Consider the following 13,859-nt stretch of genomic DNA (forward strand, 5'->3'; position numbering starts at 1 on the left):
ATCAGCCCCCGTAGAGGTTCTTGTCGTGCTTCTCGACGATGGCGGCGAAGCGGCGGGCAAAGCGCTCATCGGCCTTGGCCTTCTTCTCCAGCACGTCGCGGGCAAAGACCATGTGATCCTCGTGCGCCTCAAGCATGTCGGCCATCTTCTGGTTGGTCGCGGTGCCGATGGCGGCCATGGCGGTCTGCGCCTCCTGGTCGGTCTGCACGCCGATCTCGTTGATGCGGTGGGCGACATCCTGCTGCTGCGCGGTCTTCAGCGATTTGGTCAGCGCGTCATAGAGCACCACACGCTGCTGCGTGTCCGTTTGCAGCTTGTTGATCAGCACCATCTGGGTCGCGGCCTGGTTTTGCAGGCTGTCGACCCAGGTCTTGCCCTTTTCGATATAGCGTTCCAGCGTCTGGCTCTTGGCCAGTTTCACCTGCTCGTCGCGTACCTTGGCGTTATAGGCCTTGTTCAGCTCGGCCAGTTCGGTTTCCAGCTTGGTGCGCGCGGCGGCGTCCTGTTCGACGCTGATCTTGTTTTCCAGCGCGATGATCTGCGGATCCATGGAGAGGATCTCGGCCCGCACAGCTTCCAGTTCCTGCACGGTGAATTCGCGGTCGTCCAGCGTGCCGGTCAGGTTGGTTTCGACCTTCTCTCGCTGCTGTTCCAGAACCGCCAACTGCCCTTCGAGCAGCTTAACGATCACGTCCGATTTGGCGATCAGGTCCTGCAACTTGTCGTCGATATTGGCGGTGCGCATCCGCTCCTGCCGCATCGATTCCGATTTGCCGCTGGAGAAGATGCCGACAAAGCTCTCCCACCCGGTTTTCGAGCGCATCTCGTCGAAATCCTTGGAAAAGGCCGAGGTCACATCGTCCAGCCCCATGATCAGCTCGGCAATATTGGCATTCATCACCTCGGTATGGGCATGCACGTCTTCCAGCGTGGCGTTCTCGATGTCGATATCGGCCTCGCCGGTTTCGATCTTGGCCCGCGCCGCCTCGATCCGGCTGGTCACGCCCTCGATCTGGGCCTGGCTCTCGCGCACCTTGCGCTGGGTTTCCAGGATCATTGCCTCGAACGCTGTATCAGACATGGCTTTATCCTTTTGGGTCAAATGCATGCCCTAGATATGGCATGTAACAAGGATTTACATCCCCCTAGGGCGCAGGGATCATAAAAACTGTGGCAAACTCAGGCGCAAAAGGAAAGGCGGTTGAATCGACCTTGCAGATCGCCGCGCCTCTCGCGATGCTGCGCCCCGAACCATTCAGAGAGAGGCGGGCGATGAGCAGCTTTTTCCAACCGGTGACCCCCGAGGGGGCAGGCGAAACCGAACGCCCCGCAGCCGAGAAGGTGCTGTCGGGCGATCCGGTCTTTACCACCTGGAACCTTGAAGAGCGTGACGGGCTCTATTGCGGCATCTGGCGCGCGACGCCGGGCAAATGGCGCATCTCTTACGACGAATGGGAGTATTGCCGCATCCTGTCGGGTCACTCTGTCCTGACTGACGCAGACGGCAACAAGATCACGCTGCGCGCAGGGGACAGTTTCATGCTGCGCCCCGGGTTCTCCGGCACATGGGAAGTGATCGAGACCACCACCAAGGATTACGTGATCCGGTTGTGACGCGCGATGCTCCGCCCCCGTCAGGGGGCGAAGATTTTTCGGCGAAAAATCTCGCCTGCCTCAGCCGACGACGTTAAATTCCGGCCCATAGGGATAGCCGGTGATGTTCTCGTTGCCATCCTCGGTGATCACCAGGATATCGTGTTCACGATATCCGCCGGCGCCGGGTTGGTCGTTGGCGATGGTCAGCATCGGCTCCATCGAGATCACCATGCCCGGTTCCAGCACGGTGTCGATATCCTCGCGCAGCTCCAGACCAGCCTCGCGACCATAGTAATGGCTGAGCACGCCGAAGCTGTGACCATAGCCAAAGGTGCGATATTGCAACAGGTCACGCGCGGCAAAGAAATCGTTGATCTTGTGGGTGACCTCGGCGCAGCTCGCCCCCGGTTTCAGCAGCGACATGCCGTATTCATGCGCGGCAACGTTGGCCTCCCAGATCTTCAGGCTGGCCGCGTCCACCTCCTGCACGAACATGGTGCGTTCCAGCGCCGTGTAATAGCCCGAGATCATCGGAAAGGTGTTGAGCGACAGGATATCGCCCCGTTCCAGCACCCGGCCCGTCACCGGGTTATGCGCGCCATCGGTGTTGAGCCCGGACTGAAACCACACCCAGGTGTCGCGGTATTCGGCATCGGGGAAGCGCTTGGCAATCTCCAGCTCCATCGCGTTGCGCCCGGCCATGGCCACGTCGATCTCGCGCACGCCAGCCTTGACCGCCTCGCGGATGGCATAGCCGCCCACATCCGCCACCTGTGCGCCTTGCCGGATCAGGGCGATCTCGGCCGGGGATTTCATCATCCGCTGGCGCATGGTGGTGTCGAACAGGTCGACGGTTTTCGACGGCGCCAGGAACGCGTCGAGCTTGCCCTTCTGCAACAGGCTCAGGTGATCGCTTTCATAGCCGATCACCCGCCCCTCGCCGGTGACCGAACGGATCGCGCGCCAGTAGTTGTCGCGCTGCCAGTCGGTATAGGTGATGTTGTCGCCATGGCAGCGGCGCCAGGGCTGGCCCGCGTCGATACCGGCGCTGATCGTCACGTTTTCGGTTGGGGTGACCACCAGTGCATAAGGCCGCCCGAAGGCGCAGTAAAGAAAGCCCGAGTAATAGGCGATGTTGTGCATCGAGGTGAACACGGCGGCCTCGGCGCCCAGCGCCTCCATCCGGGCGCGCAGCCCGGCAAGACGAGCCTCGTATTCTGCGGCCTCGAAAGGCAGCCTGGCTTCGGTTCCGTTGTGATAACGATAGAATTCCGGACGCGACAAATCAGCGGTCATGGTTGACCCTCCTTTGCAGAAAGGTCCCGGCGTTCAGGACGGGGAGCGGGCGCATGCCGCGCGGCATGAGGCGACGCCATCGCCAGAGCCCGCGCGGACATTGGCGCAAGCCTCCGAGTCGATCAAGGGGGAGTTTTTGGAGGCAACGGCACGAATTTGATCAAATCTGGATTGATTCCTCCCCACGAGTGGACATAGACAAGAGGCGACACACCTGTTTGGGTGCACCCGAGACATTCTAGGCGGAGACTCAGCCATGCTGGACGCAATGACCGATCTGAAATCGCTCCTCAAGAACCCGGAGCTGCTGGCGACCAAGGCCTATATCGGCGGCCAATGGGTTGACGGCGACAACGGCACCTTTGCCGTGACCAACCCCGCGCGCGGCGATGTGATCGCCGAAGTCGCGGACCTGAGCCGCGCCCAGGTGGCGGGCGCCATCGCCCAGGCCGAGGCCGCGCAAAAGGAATGGGCGCAGTATACCGGCAAGGAACGCGCCGCGATCCTGCGCCGCTGGTACGACCTGATGATGGCCAATGCCGAGGATCTGGGCCGCATCCTGACCGCCGAACAGGGCAAGCCCCTGGCAGAAGCCATCGGCGAGATCGCCTATGGCGCGTCCTTCATCGAGTTCTTTGCCGAAGAGGCCAAGCGCATCTATGGCGAGACCATTCCCGGCCACCAGCGCGACAAGCGGATCACCGTGCTGAAACAGCCCATCGGGGTGGCCGCCTCGATCACGCCGTGGAACTTCCCCAACGCGATGATCACCCGCAAGGCCGGCCCGGCGCTTGCGGCGGGCTGCGCCTTTGTCGCCCGGCCTGCGGCGGAAACCCCGCTGTCGGCGCTGGTGCTGGCGGTGCTGGCCGAACAGGCGGGCATTCCTGCGGGCGTGTTCAACGTGGTCCCCTCGTCGCGCTCCAGCGAGATCGGCAAGGAGTTCTGCGAGAACCCCGGCGTGCGCAAGCTGACCTTCACCGGCTCGACCGAGGTCGGCCGCATCCTGCTGAAACAGGCCGCCGACCAGGTGATGAAATGCTCGATGGAACTAGGCGGCAACGCGCCCTTCATCGTGTTCGACGATGCCGATCTGGATGCCGCCGTCGAAGGCGCGATGATGTGCAAGTTCCGCAACAACGGCCAGACCTGCGTCTGCGCCAACCGGATCTATGTGCAGGCAGGCGTCTATGACGCCTTTGCCGCCAAGCTGAAAGTGGCGGTTGAAAACCTCAAGGTGGGTGATGGTCTCACCGCCGGAACCACCACCGGGCCGCTGATCAATGCCGACGCGGTCGAGAAGGTGAAAGAGCATATCGAAGACGTCGCCGCCAAGGGCGGCGCCATCCTGACCGGCGGTCTGCCGCACGATCTGGGCGGTACCTTCTTCCAGCCCACCGTGATGACCGGCGTCACCCAGGACATGAAGGTGGCACAGGAAGAGACCTTTGGCCCCCTCGCCCCGCTCTTCAAGTTCGACACGGTGGACGAGGTGATCCACATGGCGAATGACACCATCTTTGGCCTTGCCGCCTATTTCTATGCCAAGGATCTGAGCCGGGTCTACAAGGTGGCCGAAGCGCTGGAATACGGGATCGTCGGCGTCAACACCGGCATCATCTCGACCGAGGTCGCGCCGTTTGGCGGCGTCAAGCAATCGGGTCTGGGCCGCGAAGGCAGCCATCACGGGATCGAGGATTATCTGGAGATGAAATACATCTGCATGGCGGTCTGACCGGGGTCAGGCGGGGGCGGCCAGCATCTCCATCAGCTGCGCCACCGCCTCGTTCCATGCGGTTGTTTCCTCGGGCGACAACCCGTCTCCCATCACATCGGACAAGGCGGTCTGCAAAGCGCGGGCCGCCTTTTTCAGGTCGGCATGGTTCAGATTGAACCGCGCATGGGACCGGGCCAGGCTCCGCCCCAGAGCCCGGAAATTCTTTGCGTCGCTCATGCCGCGGACGGTAGCGGCCAGCATCGAGGCGAACATTTCCTTTTGCGCCGGAAAATCACCTTTGAACAGCCGCCGGGATTCGGGCAGTTCCTGAAAGAGGTGGAGATAAAACCGCTCGGTCAGATCCGCCTTGCGCGCGAACACACGGGCGAAACTGGACTGCACCAGCCGAATCTGATCGTCGGTCATGCCACCTCGCTCAACTGCAACCACCCCGGCCGTCCCGGGTCATGGACGAGTATGGGGACCACCGGTTAACGGCGGGTTTCCGCAGTGCAGAATGCCAAGGGCGACCAGCCCTGGTCAGCCCTGATATTACCGCCGTTTGCGTACCAGCTTGCGGTTCAGCTTGTCCGCCTTGTGCTTGGCCTTGGCCGCCTTGCGGCGCACCACACGCTTGCCCTTGGACGGGGCACCGCCGCGCGGCAACTCGCTGTCTTCCAGGTTCAGCATCTCGAACTCAAGCCCCCCGGTCACCGGCGAGGCCTGCGCCAGCCGCACCGTCACCCGCTGCCCGATCGATATGAGCAGCCCGGTTTCCGACCCCATCAGCGTGCCCGCCTCGCGGTCGAAATGAAAGAACTCGCGCCCCAGCGAACGCACCGGTACCAGCCCATCGGCCCCGGTCTCGTCCAGCTTCACAAAGGCGCCGAACCGCGCGATGCCGCTGATCCGCCCGGTGAACTCATTACCCACCCGTTCCGACAGATAGGCCGCCAGATAGCGGTCGGTCGTGTCGCGCTCGGCCATCATCGAACGGCGCTCGGTGTCCGAGATATGGGTGGCGATCCGATCCAGTTGCTCGATCTCGTCCGCCGTCAGCCCGTCATCGCCCCAGCCGTGCGCCTTGATCAGGCCGCGATGCACGATCAGGTCGGAATAGCGCCGGATGGGCGAGGTGAAATGCGCGTAATTTCTGAGCGCCAGACCGAAATGCCCGAAATTCTCGGGGTTGTAATAGGCCTGCGCCATCGACCGCAGGGTCGACATGTTGATCAGCTCCGCCTCGTCCGTTCCCGCTGCCTGATGCAAGAGCGCGTTCAGATGGCGGGTTTGCAGCACCTGCCCCTTGGCCAGCGTCAGCCCCGAGGCCTGCGCCGTCTCGCGCAGCGCCTCCAGCTTTTCGGGGGCAGGCTCCTCATGCACACGGAACAAGAGCGGCACGCGCTTGGCGATCAGCGTCTCGGCGGCGGCCACATTGGCGAGGATCATGAACTCCTCGATCAGCTTGTGCGCGTCCAGCCGGTCGCGGAAGGCGACGCTTTCCACATGGCCCTTGTCGTTCAGCACGATCTTGCGCTCCGGCAGGTCAAGGTCGAGCGGCTGCCGCCGTTCACGCGCCGCATTCAGCGCCTTGTATGCGGCATAGAGCGGCGTCAGAACCTCATCCAGCAGCGGCCCGGTCTTGTCGTTGGGGCTGCCGTCAACGGCGTCCTGCACCTCCTGATAGTTCAGAGAGGCGACCGAGCGCATCATCCCGCGCACGAACCGGTGCCCGATCTTGTTGCCCTGCGCGTCGATCTGCATCCGCACCGCGATGCAGGCGCGCGGCACGCCTTCGTGCAGCGAGCACAGATCGCCCGACAGCCGGTCGGGCAGCATCGGCACCACCCGGTCGGGGAAATAGGTCGAGTTGCCGCGCTTGCGCGCCTCGCGGTCCAGCGCGCTGCCGGGATGGACATAGGCCGCCACATCGGCAATCGCGACCCAGACCACGTGCCCGCCGGGGTTCTTGGGATCGTCATCGGCATGGGCGAAACAGGCGTCGTCATGGTCGCGCGCGTCCGACGGGTCGATGGTGACCAGCGGCATGTCGCGCAGGTCCATCCGCCCCGACAGGCCCAGCGGTTTTGCCCGGTCCGCCTCTTCGATCACCTTGTCGGGGAAATCGTCGGGGATGCCGTGCTGGTGAATGGCGATGAGCGACACCGCCTTGGGCGCTGATGGATCGCCCAGCCGCTCGATGATGCGCGCACGCGGTAGGCCCATGCGGCCCTTGGGCCCGGCCTGTTCGGCCTCGACCAGTTCGCCGTCCTTGGCGCCATGCACCGCGCCTTCGGCCACCAGCCATTCGTTCTGGCCCGCCTTGTCGATGGGTACGATACGCCCGCCCTCGGCCCCCTTGCGAAAGATGCCGAGGATCTTGTGCGGGTTGGTGCCGATCCGGCGGATCAGCCGCGCCTCGTAATTGTGATCCTCTTCATGCACCACGGTAAGGCGGGCAAGGATGCGATCCCCCGCCCCCAGCGCCGGGTCGCTGGCGCGTGGCAGCACCAGCACGATGGGTTCCACCCCTTCGCCATGCCATTCCAGCGGACGCGCGAACAGGTCGCCGTTCTCGTCGGGTTCCTTGACCTGCAACACGCTGACCGGCGGCAGCCGGTCAGGGTCGGCATAGCTGCGCTTGCGCTTCTCCAGATGGCCCTCGGCCTCCAGCTCCTTGAGGATGCGTTTCAGGTCGATCCGGTCCGAGCCCTTGATGCCAAAGGCCTTGGCGATATCGCGTTTCGAGGTGAGCGTGGGATGCGCGGAAATCCAGTCGAGGATTTCCTGCTTGGTCGGGATGCGAGTCATGTTTCCGCCGTAGCACGCGGCGCGAGGCGCGTCACCGCAAAAGCGACACCAGACGCATCGCGCAGGTCGGCGGCGGTATCGACATCTTGCAGCATGCCGACCTGAGCAACCCGATGTCCCGACAGCCCTGCCAGCGTGTCGCCCAGCGCGTGCTCGCTGGACCAGCGTACATGGTTGAACAAGCCAGGCGGCAGCGCCCCCCGGCGCGCCGCGCCCACCAGCCAGTACCCGCCATCGGGTGCCGGTCCGAACACGAAATCGGCCTCACCCAGCGCCGCGAATGCACGCGCGACATGGGCGCGGGTGACGCCGGGAATATCCGCGCCGATCAGGCAGACCGGCCCGCATGGCGCCGCCCGCAATTGCCGCGCCATGCGCTGGCCCAGATCGCCGCGCCCCTGCGGGCGGCGCGCCAGATCGGCGGGCCAGACCCGGCTGGCCATCCCCTCGGCATCCGGCGACACCGCCAGCACGATGCGCCAGCGCGGATCGCGCAGCCGCCGGAGCAGCGCCCTTGTCTGGTGGCGGAACCACCAGGCCGCGCCCACCATGCCGATATCGCGCCCCAGCCGGGTCTTCACCCGGCCCGGGCGCGGTTCCTTGACCATGATGAACAGCGTACGCCGCATCGCTTTCGCTCAGGAGAAATAGTCCCGCAGGATCCGGCCATAAATGGCCTTGAGCTGATGGATCTGGGCAATCTCCACCCGCTCGTCCACCTGGTGCATGGTGCGGCCCACCAGCCCGAACTCAACCACCGGGCAGTGATCCTTGACAAAGCGCGCGTCCGAGGTCCCTCCCGAGGTCGACAGCACCGGCGCCAGCCCGGTTTCCGCCTCGACCGCAGCCGCCACCAGATCGGACAGCGCACCGGGCGGGGTGAGAAAGCTTTCGCCCGAGATTTTCACCTTCATCTCGACCGTGACGCCGAATGCCTCGGCCACCCGGTCGGCCTCGCCCTGCATCCACGCGGTCAGGCTGGCACCCGAATGCAGATCGTTGAACCGGATGTTGACCGCCGCGCGGCATTGCGCCGGGATCACGTTGGTCGCGGTATTGCCGGTGTCGATGGTGACCACCGCCAATGTGGACGCATCGAAGTGGTCGGTGCCTTGATCCAGCTCGTGACTGGCCAAACGGTCCATCAGCCGCGCCATCGCCGGCAGCGGGTTCTTGGCCCGGTGCGGATAGGCCGAATGCCCCTGCACGCCGGTCACCGTGAACCAGGCCGACATCGAGCCGCGCCGCCCGATCTTCATCATCTCGCCCATGTGGTCGGGGCAGGTGGGCTCCCCCACCAGGCAGGCCGACATCCGCTCGCCCGCCGTCTCCATATAGTCGAGCAGCGCCGTGGTGCCGTCGATCGACTCGCCCTCCTCATCGCCGGTGATTGTCAGGATCACCGCCCCGTCGGGCGGTGTCTGCGTCACAAAATCCACCGCTGCGGCAGCAAAGGCCGCCACGCCCGATTTCATGTCCGTCGCGCCGCGACCATAGAGAAACCCGTCTTTCTCCTGCGCCCCAAAAGGCGGCATCGTCCAGGCCGCCACATCGCCCACCGGCACCACATCGGTATGCCCGTTGAACCCAAAGGTGCGCGGATGCCCCTTGTCGCCCCAGCGTGCAAACAGGTTGCGCACCCCGCCGCGATCAACCCGGACACAGGAAAAACCCGCCCCTGAGAGCACATTCTCGACCACATCCAACGCGCCATCATCCTCGGGCGTAACCGAGGCGCAACGGATCAGATCGGCGGTCAACCGGGCGGCATCTGTGGTCATGGGGGACTCCTTGGGCGGCTACGGATCGTCTGGACGCCACATTTGTGACGAAAACGCAGCATTGCCAAGCCTTTTGCGCAGATATCCGCTTAACAACGCAAATTCGTTCGTGTTACGGTTGCGAAATAAAAACAAGACCCGAGGCAGGGTTTCGAGCATATCGCCTTGAACAGGCTGAACCGAACACAACCGCGCATCAGACGCGGTCGGTTCATCGTGTCGGACCGGAATCATTCCGGCCCAAATGCTCTGCTTCGACGGAACCAGGTTGGGGCAGAACATGGCCACGGGCGCCGAACTGACATACAATACCAGCGCATCTGCGATGCAGATGGCGCAGACCATATTCGGCGACGGGGTGACCGTCGTCGGGGCGTCCTATTCGGGCTGGAGCCCATCGTCGGCGATCTATTCCAATGGCGATGCGTTGGCGCCCGGCGCGACGCCGGGTGATAGCGGGATCATCCTGTCCACCGGTCGGGCCCGCGACTTTACCCAGTCGAGCGGCGATCCGAACCGGTCGGCCAACACCTCGACCAACACGTCAGGGCAGAACAACAACCCCGATTTCAATGCCGCCGCCGGCACCAATACCTATGACGCGTCGTATCTGGATGTCAGTTTCATCCCGGATTCGAACATGATGACGATGCAGTTCGTCTTCTCGTCCGAGGAATACCCCGAATTCCAGAACTCGATCTATCAGGACTTTGTCGGCGTCTGGGTCAATGGCGTTCAGGCCGATCTGGAGATCGGCAATGGCGATGCCGACCCCGGCAACATCAACTCGACGAACAACCAGAACCTGTTTCTGGACAATACCGGCGACGCCTATAACACGGAAATGGATGGCCTGACGGTCACCATGACCCTGACGATGAACGTGATCCCCGGTGTCGTGAACACCATTCGCATCGGGGTCGCGGATGTCTCGGACAGCAGCTATGACTCCAACCTCCTGATCGCGGCCAACAGCGTGCAGACCCGCCTGATCGCCGTCACCGATCACACCAACATGTATCCGGATGGCGAGGTGACGCTCGATATCCTGGACAACGACATCAACCCGTCCGGCGCGACGCTGACCATCACGCATCTGAACGGCATACCGGTCACGGCAGGCAGTATCATCACCCTGCAAACAGGGCAGAGCGTCCAACTGAACGCCGACGGCACCATCACCGTTTTTGGCGACAGCGATGTCGAGCAGTTCAACTTTACCTATACGGTCACCAACGGCACCAATACCGATACCGGGTTGGTCAATATCAATTCGATCCCCTGTTTCGTGGCCGGGACACTGATCGACACCCCCCATGGCGAACGCCAGGTCGAACGGCTGACGCCGGGTGACATGGTGCTGACGCGCGACCATGGCGCGCAAGAGGTCCGCTGGGTCGGCGAGCACACCGTCGATGCAACCGGCAATTTCGCTCCCATCCTCATCAAGGCCGGGGCCCTTGGCCAGCATCGCGACCTGATGGTCTCGCCGCAGCACCGGATCCTGGTGCGCGACGTACTCAGCGAATTGTGGTTCGGTGAACCCGAAGTGCTGATTTCCGCCGCCGATCTGGTCAACGGGCGCACCGTGCTGCAAGTCCCCGGTGGACGGGTCACCTATGTCCATATCATGTTCGACCGGCACGAAGTGATCTATTCCGAGGGGCTGGCCAGCGAAAGCTTCCTTCCCGGACCACAGATCGGCAATCTGTTCGACGACGCGGTTCTCGCCGAAATCTGCGATCTGTTTCCGGAACTCGATCCGCGAACCGGCGAGGGCTACGGCCCGGCGGCCCGGCGGATCCTGCGCCATTACGAGGCGCGATTGCTGGCGACGCCAAGAAAGGTGGCCTGAGATGAGCTGGATCGCCGTTTCCGCCCCCGGCATCGACAAGTTCTCGCCCGACGGGCTGACGCCCCGGCAGCGCCCGGCGGCGCAGGGGAACATCGCCGAAGAAGACCTGATGGTGCGCGGCACCCTGGTTTTCGAAACCCGTCTGCCAAACGCGAACCGGCCAAGGTTCCTGCTGCAATACGAACGGCAGGGCGCCTGGCCGTTCCACCTGTCCCTTCAGGCCATCCCCGGCGGTGGGTTGATCCTGATCGTGAACCAGGGCGGGTCGGTTCTGCATCAGGTGTTGAACGTGGCCGACAGCGGGCGGCTTGAAACCCTCAGGCTCAGCTATGCCTGGGACGCACCCGCGCGGGCGGGCTGGATCGCGCTGGAACATGAAGAGCGCGAATTTCCGCTGCTGGTGCAGATCGACGCGCCATCCCCTCTCAGGACCGAGGATCTCAGGGCGCTGTTCACCGAGGGCGGCCACCGGTTTGTGTCCCAGGATCTGGTCTGTTTCGCCCTGTCCGACCGGATCGAGCCTGTTGGTCCGATGCCATCGCTGTTGCCGGACACGCCGATTGCAACCCCGACGGGCTATCGCGAGTTGCGGAATATCCAGCGCGGCGACACGGTGATCGCGGCCAGCGGCGACGCGGTGCCTGTGCTGCACAAGGTCAGCCGCACGGTCCCAGCCTTTGGCAGCACCGCGCCCCTGACCATCCGCAGGCCCTATTTCGGACTTCGCCAGAACATCGTGGTGGCGCCGTCGCAACGGCTGCTGCTGTCGGGAACCGAGGTTGAATACCTGTTCGGACGCGAGGCAGTGCTGGTCTCGGCGCGCCATCTGGCCGGGGGCCATTCGGTCATGCCCGCGCGCGCCGGGTTGACGATCACCTATTCGCAGCTGCTGCTGCCCTCGGGCGAAGCCATGGTCACCGCGGGAACGCTGGCCGAAAGCCTCTATATCGGCAGGCTGCATCGTCGCCCCCTGCATCTGGCCGCCAGCGTGCTTGCAGGATGCGAGCGCAGTCGGTTGCCCGACCATGGGCGGCCCAGCCACATGGTCCTGCGGTCGTTCGACGCCCGTATCCTGGCAGAGGCCCGCGCCGCCTGAGCGGCGCGCGGCGCTTCACGCCTGCTGATAGACGGTGCGCCCGCCACAGATCGTGCGGCGCACCATTACCCGGTCCAGATCGGCGGGCTCGATAGCCTCCAGGTCAGTGTCCAGGATGATCACGTCGGCCAGCTTGCCGGGCGTCAGGCTGCCCTTGATCGTCTCGGTCCGCTCGGCAAATGCACCGCCCAGCGTATAGCCCTCCAGCGTCTCGGCGAGCGTCAGGCGCGGATCGGCCTGTTCGGTGCACCAGCTTTGCCGGGTCACTGCGGCATGAATGCCTCGCATCACCGAAATGTCGGTCACCGGCCAGTCCGACGCCAGCGCGACGGCAATACCGGCATCCTTGATCCGACGCACCGGATAGCTGTCCGGCCAGCGTGCGCGCCCGATGGCGCTCTGCGCCGGTTCCAGCGGAAACCCTGTCCCCGGCACGTGCATCGGCTGCATCGAGGCGATCACACCAAGTTCGGCCAGACGCGGAATATCGGCCGGGTCGATCACCTCGATATGCTCGATCCGGTGGCGCAGACCACTGTCGCCGTTGGCAGCGCGCGCCGCCGCATAGCCATCGAGCACGCGCGAGGTCGCCGCATCGCCGATGGAATGCACCGCGATCTGCAATCCCCGCCGGTCGATATCGGTCGCAAGGCGGGTAAAACGTTCGGCCGAAAACCGGCCATGCGCACGCCATCCGGGACGGCCTGGATAATCCGCCTTCATGAAGGCGGTGTTGCTTTCGATCACCCCATCCATGAACAGTTTGACAAAGCCCGAGGCCAGCCACTCGTCATTCCAGCGCGCGTGCATCTCGCTGGCGCGCTCCAGCTCGGCCTCGTCCATCTCGGGCAGGAAATGGAACGGCACCCGTACCCGCGCCGTCAGCCGCCCTTCGGCGCGCAATTGGTCGAGCAGGTCGAGCGTGTAAAGGTTGCCATCCATGTTCACGATCGACGTCACCCCATGCGCGTTGGCATGCGCCAGACCGCGCGCCAGCGCCTCCAGATCCCCGGCGCGCTGGGCGGCATCCGGTGCCGGGTCCGGCTCGGTGCCCACCGCCAGACCCTGCATCGCGCGGTAATAGCCGCTCAGGCTCAGCACCGGCGCATAGGCTTCGGGTTCCAGCAGCATGCCATTGGCCAGCCCGTCGTCGCCCATCACCACCTCATGCCCATCCGGGGTTTCACGCCCGTGCAGCACACCCGCCTGCTCCAGAGCCCGCGTGTTGGCCCAGACCGTGTGGTGATCATCGGCCACCAGCGCCAGCGGGCGGTCCGGCATCAGATCATCCAGCAGCAGGCGCGGCACCCGCCCATCAAACAGCGCATATCCCGGCCCCTGCGCCACCAGCAGCCCCGAACCGGGGCTGCGTGCCGCCCCTTCGGCCAGCTTGCGCCGCGCCGTTTCCGGATCGGCGGTGCCGTGCAGATGCACCTGGTCCAACTCGGCCCCGCCGATGAAGAGATGCAGGTGGCTTTCGACAAACCCGGGCAGCACGGTCGCGCCGCCGGCCTCGATCACCTCGGTCTCGGCCCCCGCCAGCGCGCGCATCTCGGCATCCGACCCGACGGCCAGAATCCGCCCGCCCGCGATCGCCAGCGCCTCGGCCCTTGGATTGCCCGGGTCCTGGGTCAGGACCCGCCCGCCCAGAATGATGCTGTCGGCTCTGTGCATTCCACATGCTCCCCAATCCCGATACCGGTTGCCTTC

12 protein-coding genes are annotated in these 13,859 nt (G+C 64.3%); 4 read left to right on the forward strand and 8 right to left on the reverse strand.

The window, feature by feature from the left end; translation table 11 throughout:
- Window position 1: 1 nt before the first annotated feature.
- Window positions 2–1,081, reverse strand: coding sequence for a hypothetical protein (locus OE747_RS03145; protein WP_263827151.1), 1,080 nt, complete (start codon window positions 1,079–1,081; stop codon window positions 2–4).
- A 191-nt stretch (window positions 1,082–1,272) separates the two neighbouring features.
- Between OE747_RS03145 and OE747_RS03150 the strand changes: the two genes are divergently transcribed.
- A complete protein-coding gene (locus OE747_RS03150; RefSeq protein ID WP_263827152.1) occupies window positions 1,273–1,614 on the forward strand; it encodes a cupin domain-containing protein in 342 nt (113 codons plus the stop codon).
- A gap of 60 nt (window positions 1,615–1,674) precedes the next feature.
- Here the strand turns inward: OE747_RS03150 and OE747_RS03155 are convergent, their stop codons facing one another.
- Entirely contained in the window at window positions 1,675–2,892 is a 1,218-nt protein-coding gene (locus tag OE747_RS03155) for an aminopeptidase P family protein (RefSeq protein WP_263827153.1), read from the reverse strand.
- A 256-nt stretch (window positions 2,893–3,148) separates the two neighbouring features.
- Between OE747_RS03155 and OE747_RS03160 the strand changes: the two genes are divergently transcribed.
- Window positions 3,149–4,624 carry an NAD-dependent succinate-semialdehyde dehydrogenase gene (locus tag OE747_RS03160; protein ID WP_263827154.1) on the forward strand — a complete coding sequence of 492 codons (1,476 nt, stop codon included), beginning with the start codon at window positions 3,149–3,151 and terminating at the stop codon, window positions 4,622–4,624.
- A gap of 6 nt (window positions 4,625–4,630) precedes the next feature.
- Here OE747_RS03160 and OE747_RS03165 read toward each other — a convergent pair whose 3' ends face one another.
- The 5 genes from OE747_RS03165 to OE747_RS03185 all read right to left on the reverse strand — a co-directional run bounded on the left by OE747_RS03165 (window position 4,631) and on the right by OE747_RS03185 (window position 9,543).
- Entirely contained in the window at window positions 4,631–5,032 is a 402-nt protein-coding gene (locus tag OE747_RS03165) for a globin domain-containing protein (RefSeq protein WP_263827155.1), read from the reverse strand.
- Between the two features lie 126 nt (window positions 5,033–5,158).
- Entirely contained in the window at window positions 5,159–7,417 is a 2,259-nt protein-coding gene (rnr, locus tag OE747_RS03170; RefSeq protein WP_263827156.1) for a ribonuclease R, read from the reverse strand.
- Window positions 7,414–8,046 (reverse strand): TIGR04282 family arsenosugar biosynthesis glycosyltransferase, encoded by a 633-nt coding sequence (locus OE747_RS03175; RefSeq protein WP_263827157.1) that lies wholly within the window; start codon window positions 8,044–8,046, stop codon window positions 7,414–7,416. Before OE747_RS03175 ends, rnr begins: the two co-directional genes overlap by 4 nt.
- Before the next feature lie 9 nt (window positions 8,047–8,055).
- Window positions 8,056–9,198: a succinyl-diaminopimelate desuccinylase gene (gene dapE, locus OE747_RS03180; RefSeq protein WP_263827158.1), complete on the reverse strand. Its 1,143-nt coding sequence runs from the start codon at window positions 9,196–9,198 to the stop codon at window positions 8,056–8,058.
- 18 nt (window positions 9,199–9,216) lie between these two features.
- Window positions 9,217–9,543 (reverse strand): hypothetical protein, encoded by a 327-nt coding sequence (locus OE747_RS03185; RefSeq protein WP_263827545.1) that lies wholly within the window; start codon window positions 9,541–9,543, stop codon window positions 9,217–9,219.
- Here OE747_RS03185 and OE747_RS03190 point away from each other — a divergent pair.
- Together OE747_RS03190 and OE747_RS03195 are read left to right on the forward strand one after the other, a co-directional pair.
- A complete protein-coding gene (locus tag OE747_RS03190; RefSeq protein ID WP_263827534.1) occupies window positions 9,479–11,053 on the forward strand; it encodes a Hint domain-containing protein in 1,575 nt (524 codons plus the stop codon). The two genes, OE747_RS03185 and OE747_RS03190, sit on opposite strands and share 65 nt — an antisense overlap.
- A 1-nt stretch (window position 11,054) precedes the next feature.
- Window positions 11,055–12,149 carry a Hint domain-containing protein gene (locus OE747_RS03195; protein ID WP_263827159.1) on the forward strand — a complete coding sequence of 365 codons (1,095 nt, stop codon included), beginning with the start codon at window positions 11,055–11,057 and terminating at the stop codon, window positions 12,147–12,149.
- Window positions 12,150–12,164: 15 nt separating this feature from the next.
- On the opposite strand, the gene OE747_RS03200 is transcribed toward OE747_RS03195, so the two are convergent.
- On the reverse strand, window positions 12,165–13,823 hold the full coding sequence (locus tag OE747_RS03200) for an amidohydrolase (protein ID WP_263827160.1): 1,659 nt from the start codon (window positions 13,821–13,823) through the stop codon (window positions 12,165–12,167).
- Window positions 13,824–13,859: the final 36 nt, after the last annotated feature.

The organism is Ruegeria aquimaris (genome assembly GCF_025751555.1).
GTDB classification, from domain to species: domain Bacteria; phylum Pseudomonadota; class Alphaproteobacteria; order Rhodobacterales; family Rhodobacteraceae; genus Ruegeria_B; species Ruegeria_B aquimaris.

Coding starts and splice junctions, on each gene's coding strand:
- OE747_RS03155 (WP_263827153.1), bottom strand. CDS start 2,892: ATGACCGCTGATTTGTCGCGTCCGGAATTCTATCGTTATCACAACGGA.
- OE747_RS03165 (WP_263827155.1), bottom strand. CDS start 5,032: ATGACCGACGATCAGATTCGGCTGGTGCAGTCCAGTTTCGCCCGTGTG.
- OE747_RS03200 (WP_263827160.1), bottom strand. CDS start 13,823: ATGCACAGAGCCGACAGCATCATTCTGGGCGGGCGGGTCCTGACCCAG.
- OE747_RS03195 (WP_263827159.1), top strand. CDS start 11,055: ATGAGCTGGATCGCCGTTTCCGCCCCCGGCATCGACAAGTTCTCGCCC.
- OE747_RS03150 (WP_263827152.1), top strand. CDS start 1,273: ATGAGCAGCTTTTTCCAACCGGTGACCCCCGAGGGGGCAGGCGAAACC.
- OE747_RS03190 (WP_263827534.1), top strand. CDS start 9,479: ATGGCCACGGGCGCCGAACTGACATACAATACCAGCGCATCTGCGATG.
- rnr (WP_263827156.1), bottom strand. CDS start 7,417: ATGACTCGCATCCCGACCAAGCAGGAAATCCTCGACTGGATTTCCGCG.
- OE747_RS03185 (WP_263827545.1), bottom strand. CDS start 9,543: ATGGTCTGCGCCATCTGCATCGCAGATGCGCTGGTATTGTATGTCAGT.
- OE747_RS03145 (WP_263827151.1), bottom strand. CDS start 1,081: ATGTCTGATACAGCGTTCGAGGCAATGATCCTGGAAACCCAGCGCAAG.
- OE747_RS03160 (WP_263827154.1), top strand. CDS start 3,149: ATGCTGGACGCAATGACCGATCTGAAATCGCTCCTCAAGAACCCGGAG.
- dapE (WP_263827158.1), bottom strand. CDS start 9,198: ATGACCACAGATGCCGCCCGGTTGACCGCCGATCTGATCCGTTGCGCC.
- OE747_RS03175 (WP_263827157.1), bottom strand. CDS start 8,046: ATGCGGCGTACGCTGTTCATCATGGTCAAGGAACCGCGCCCGGGCCGG.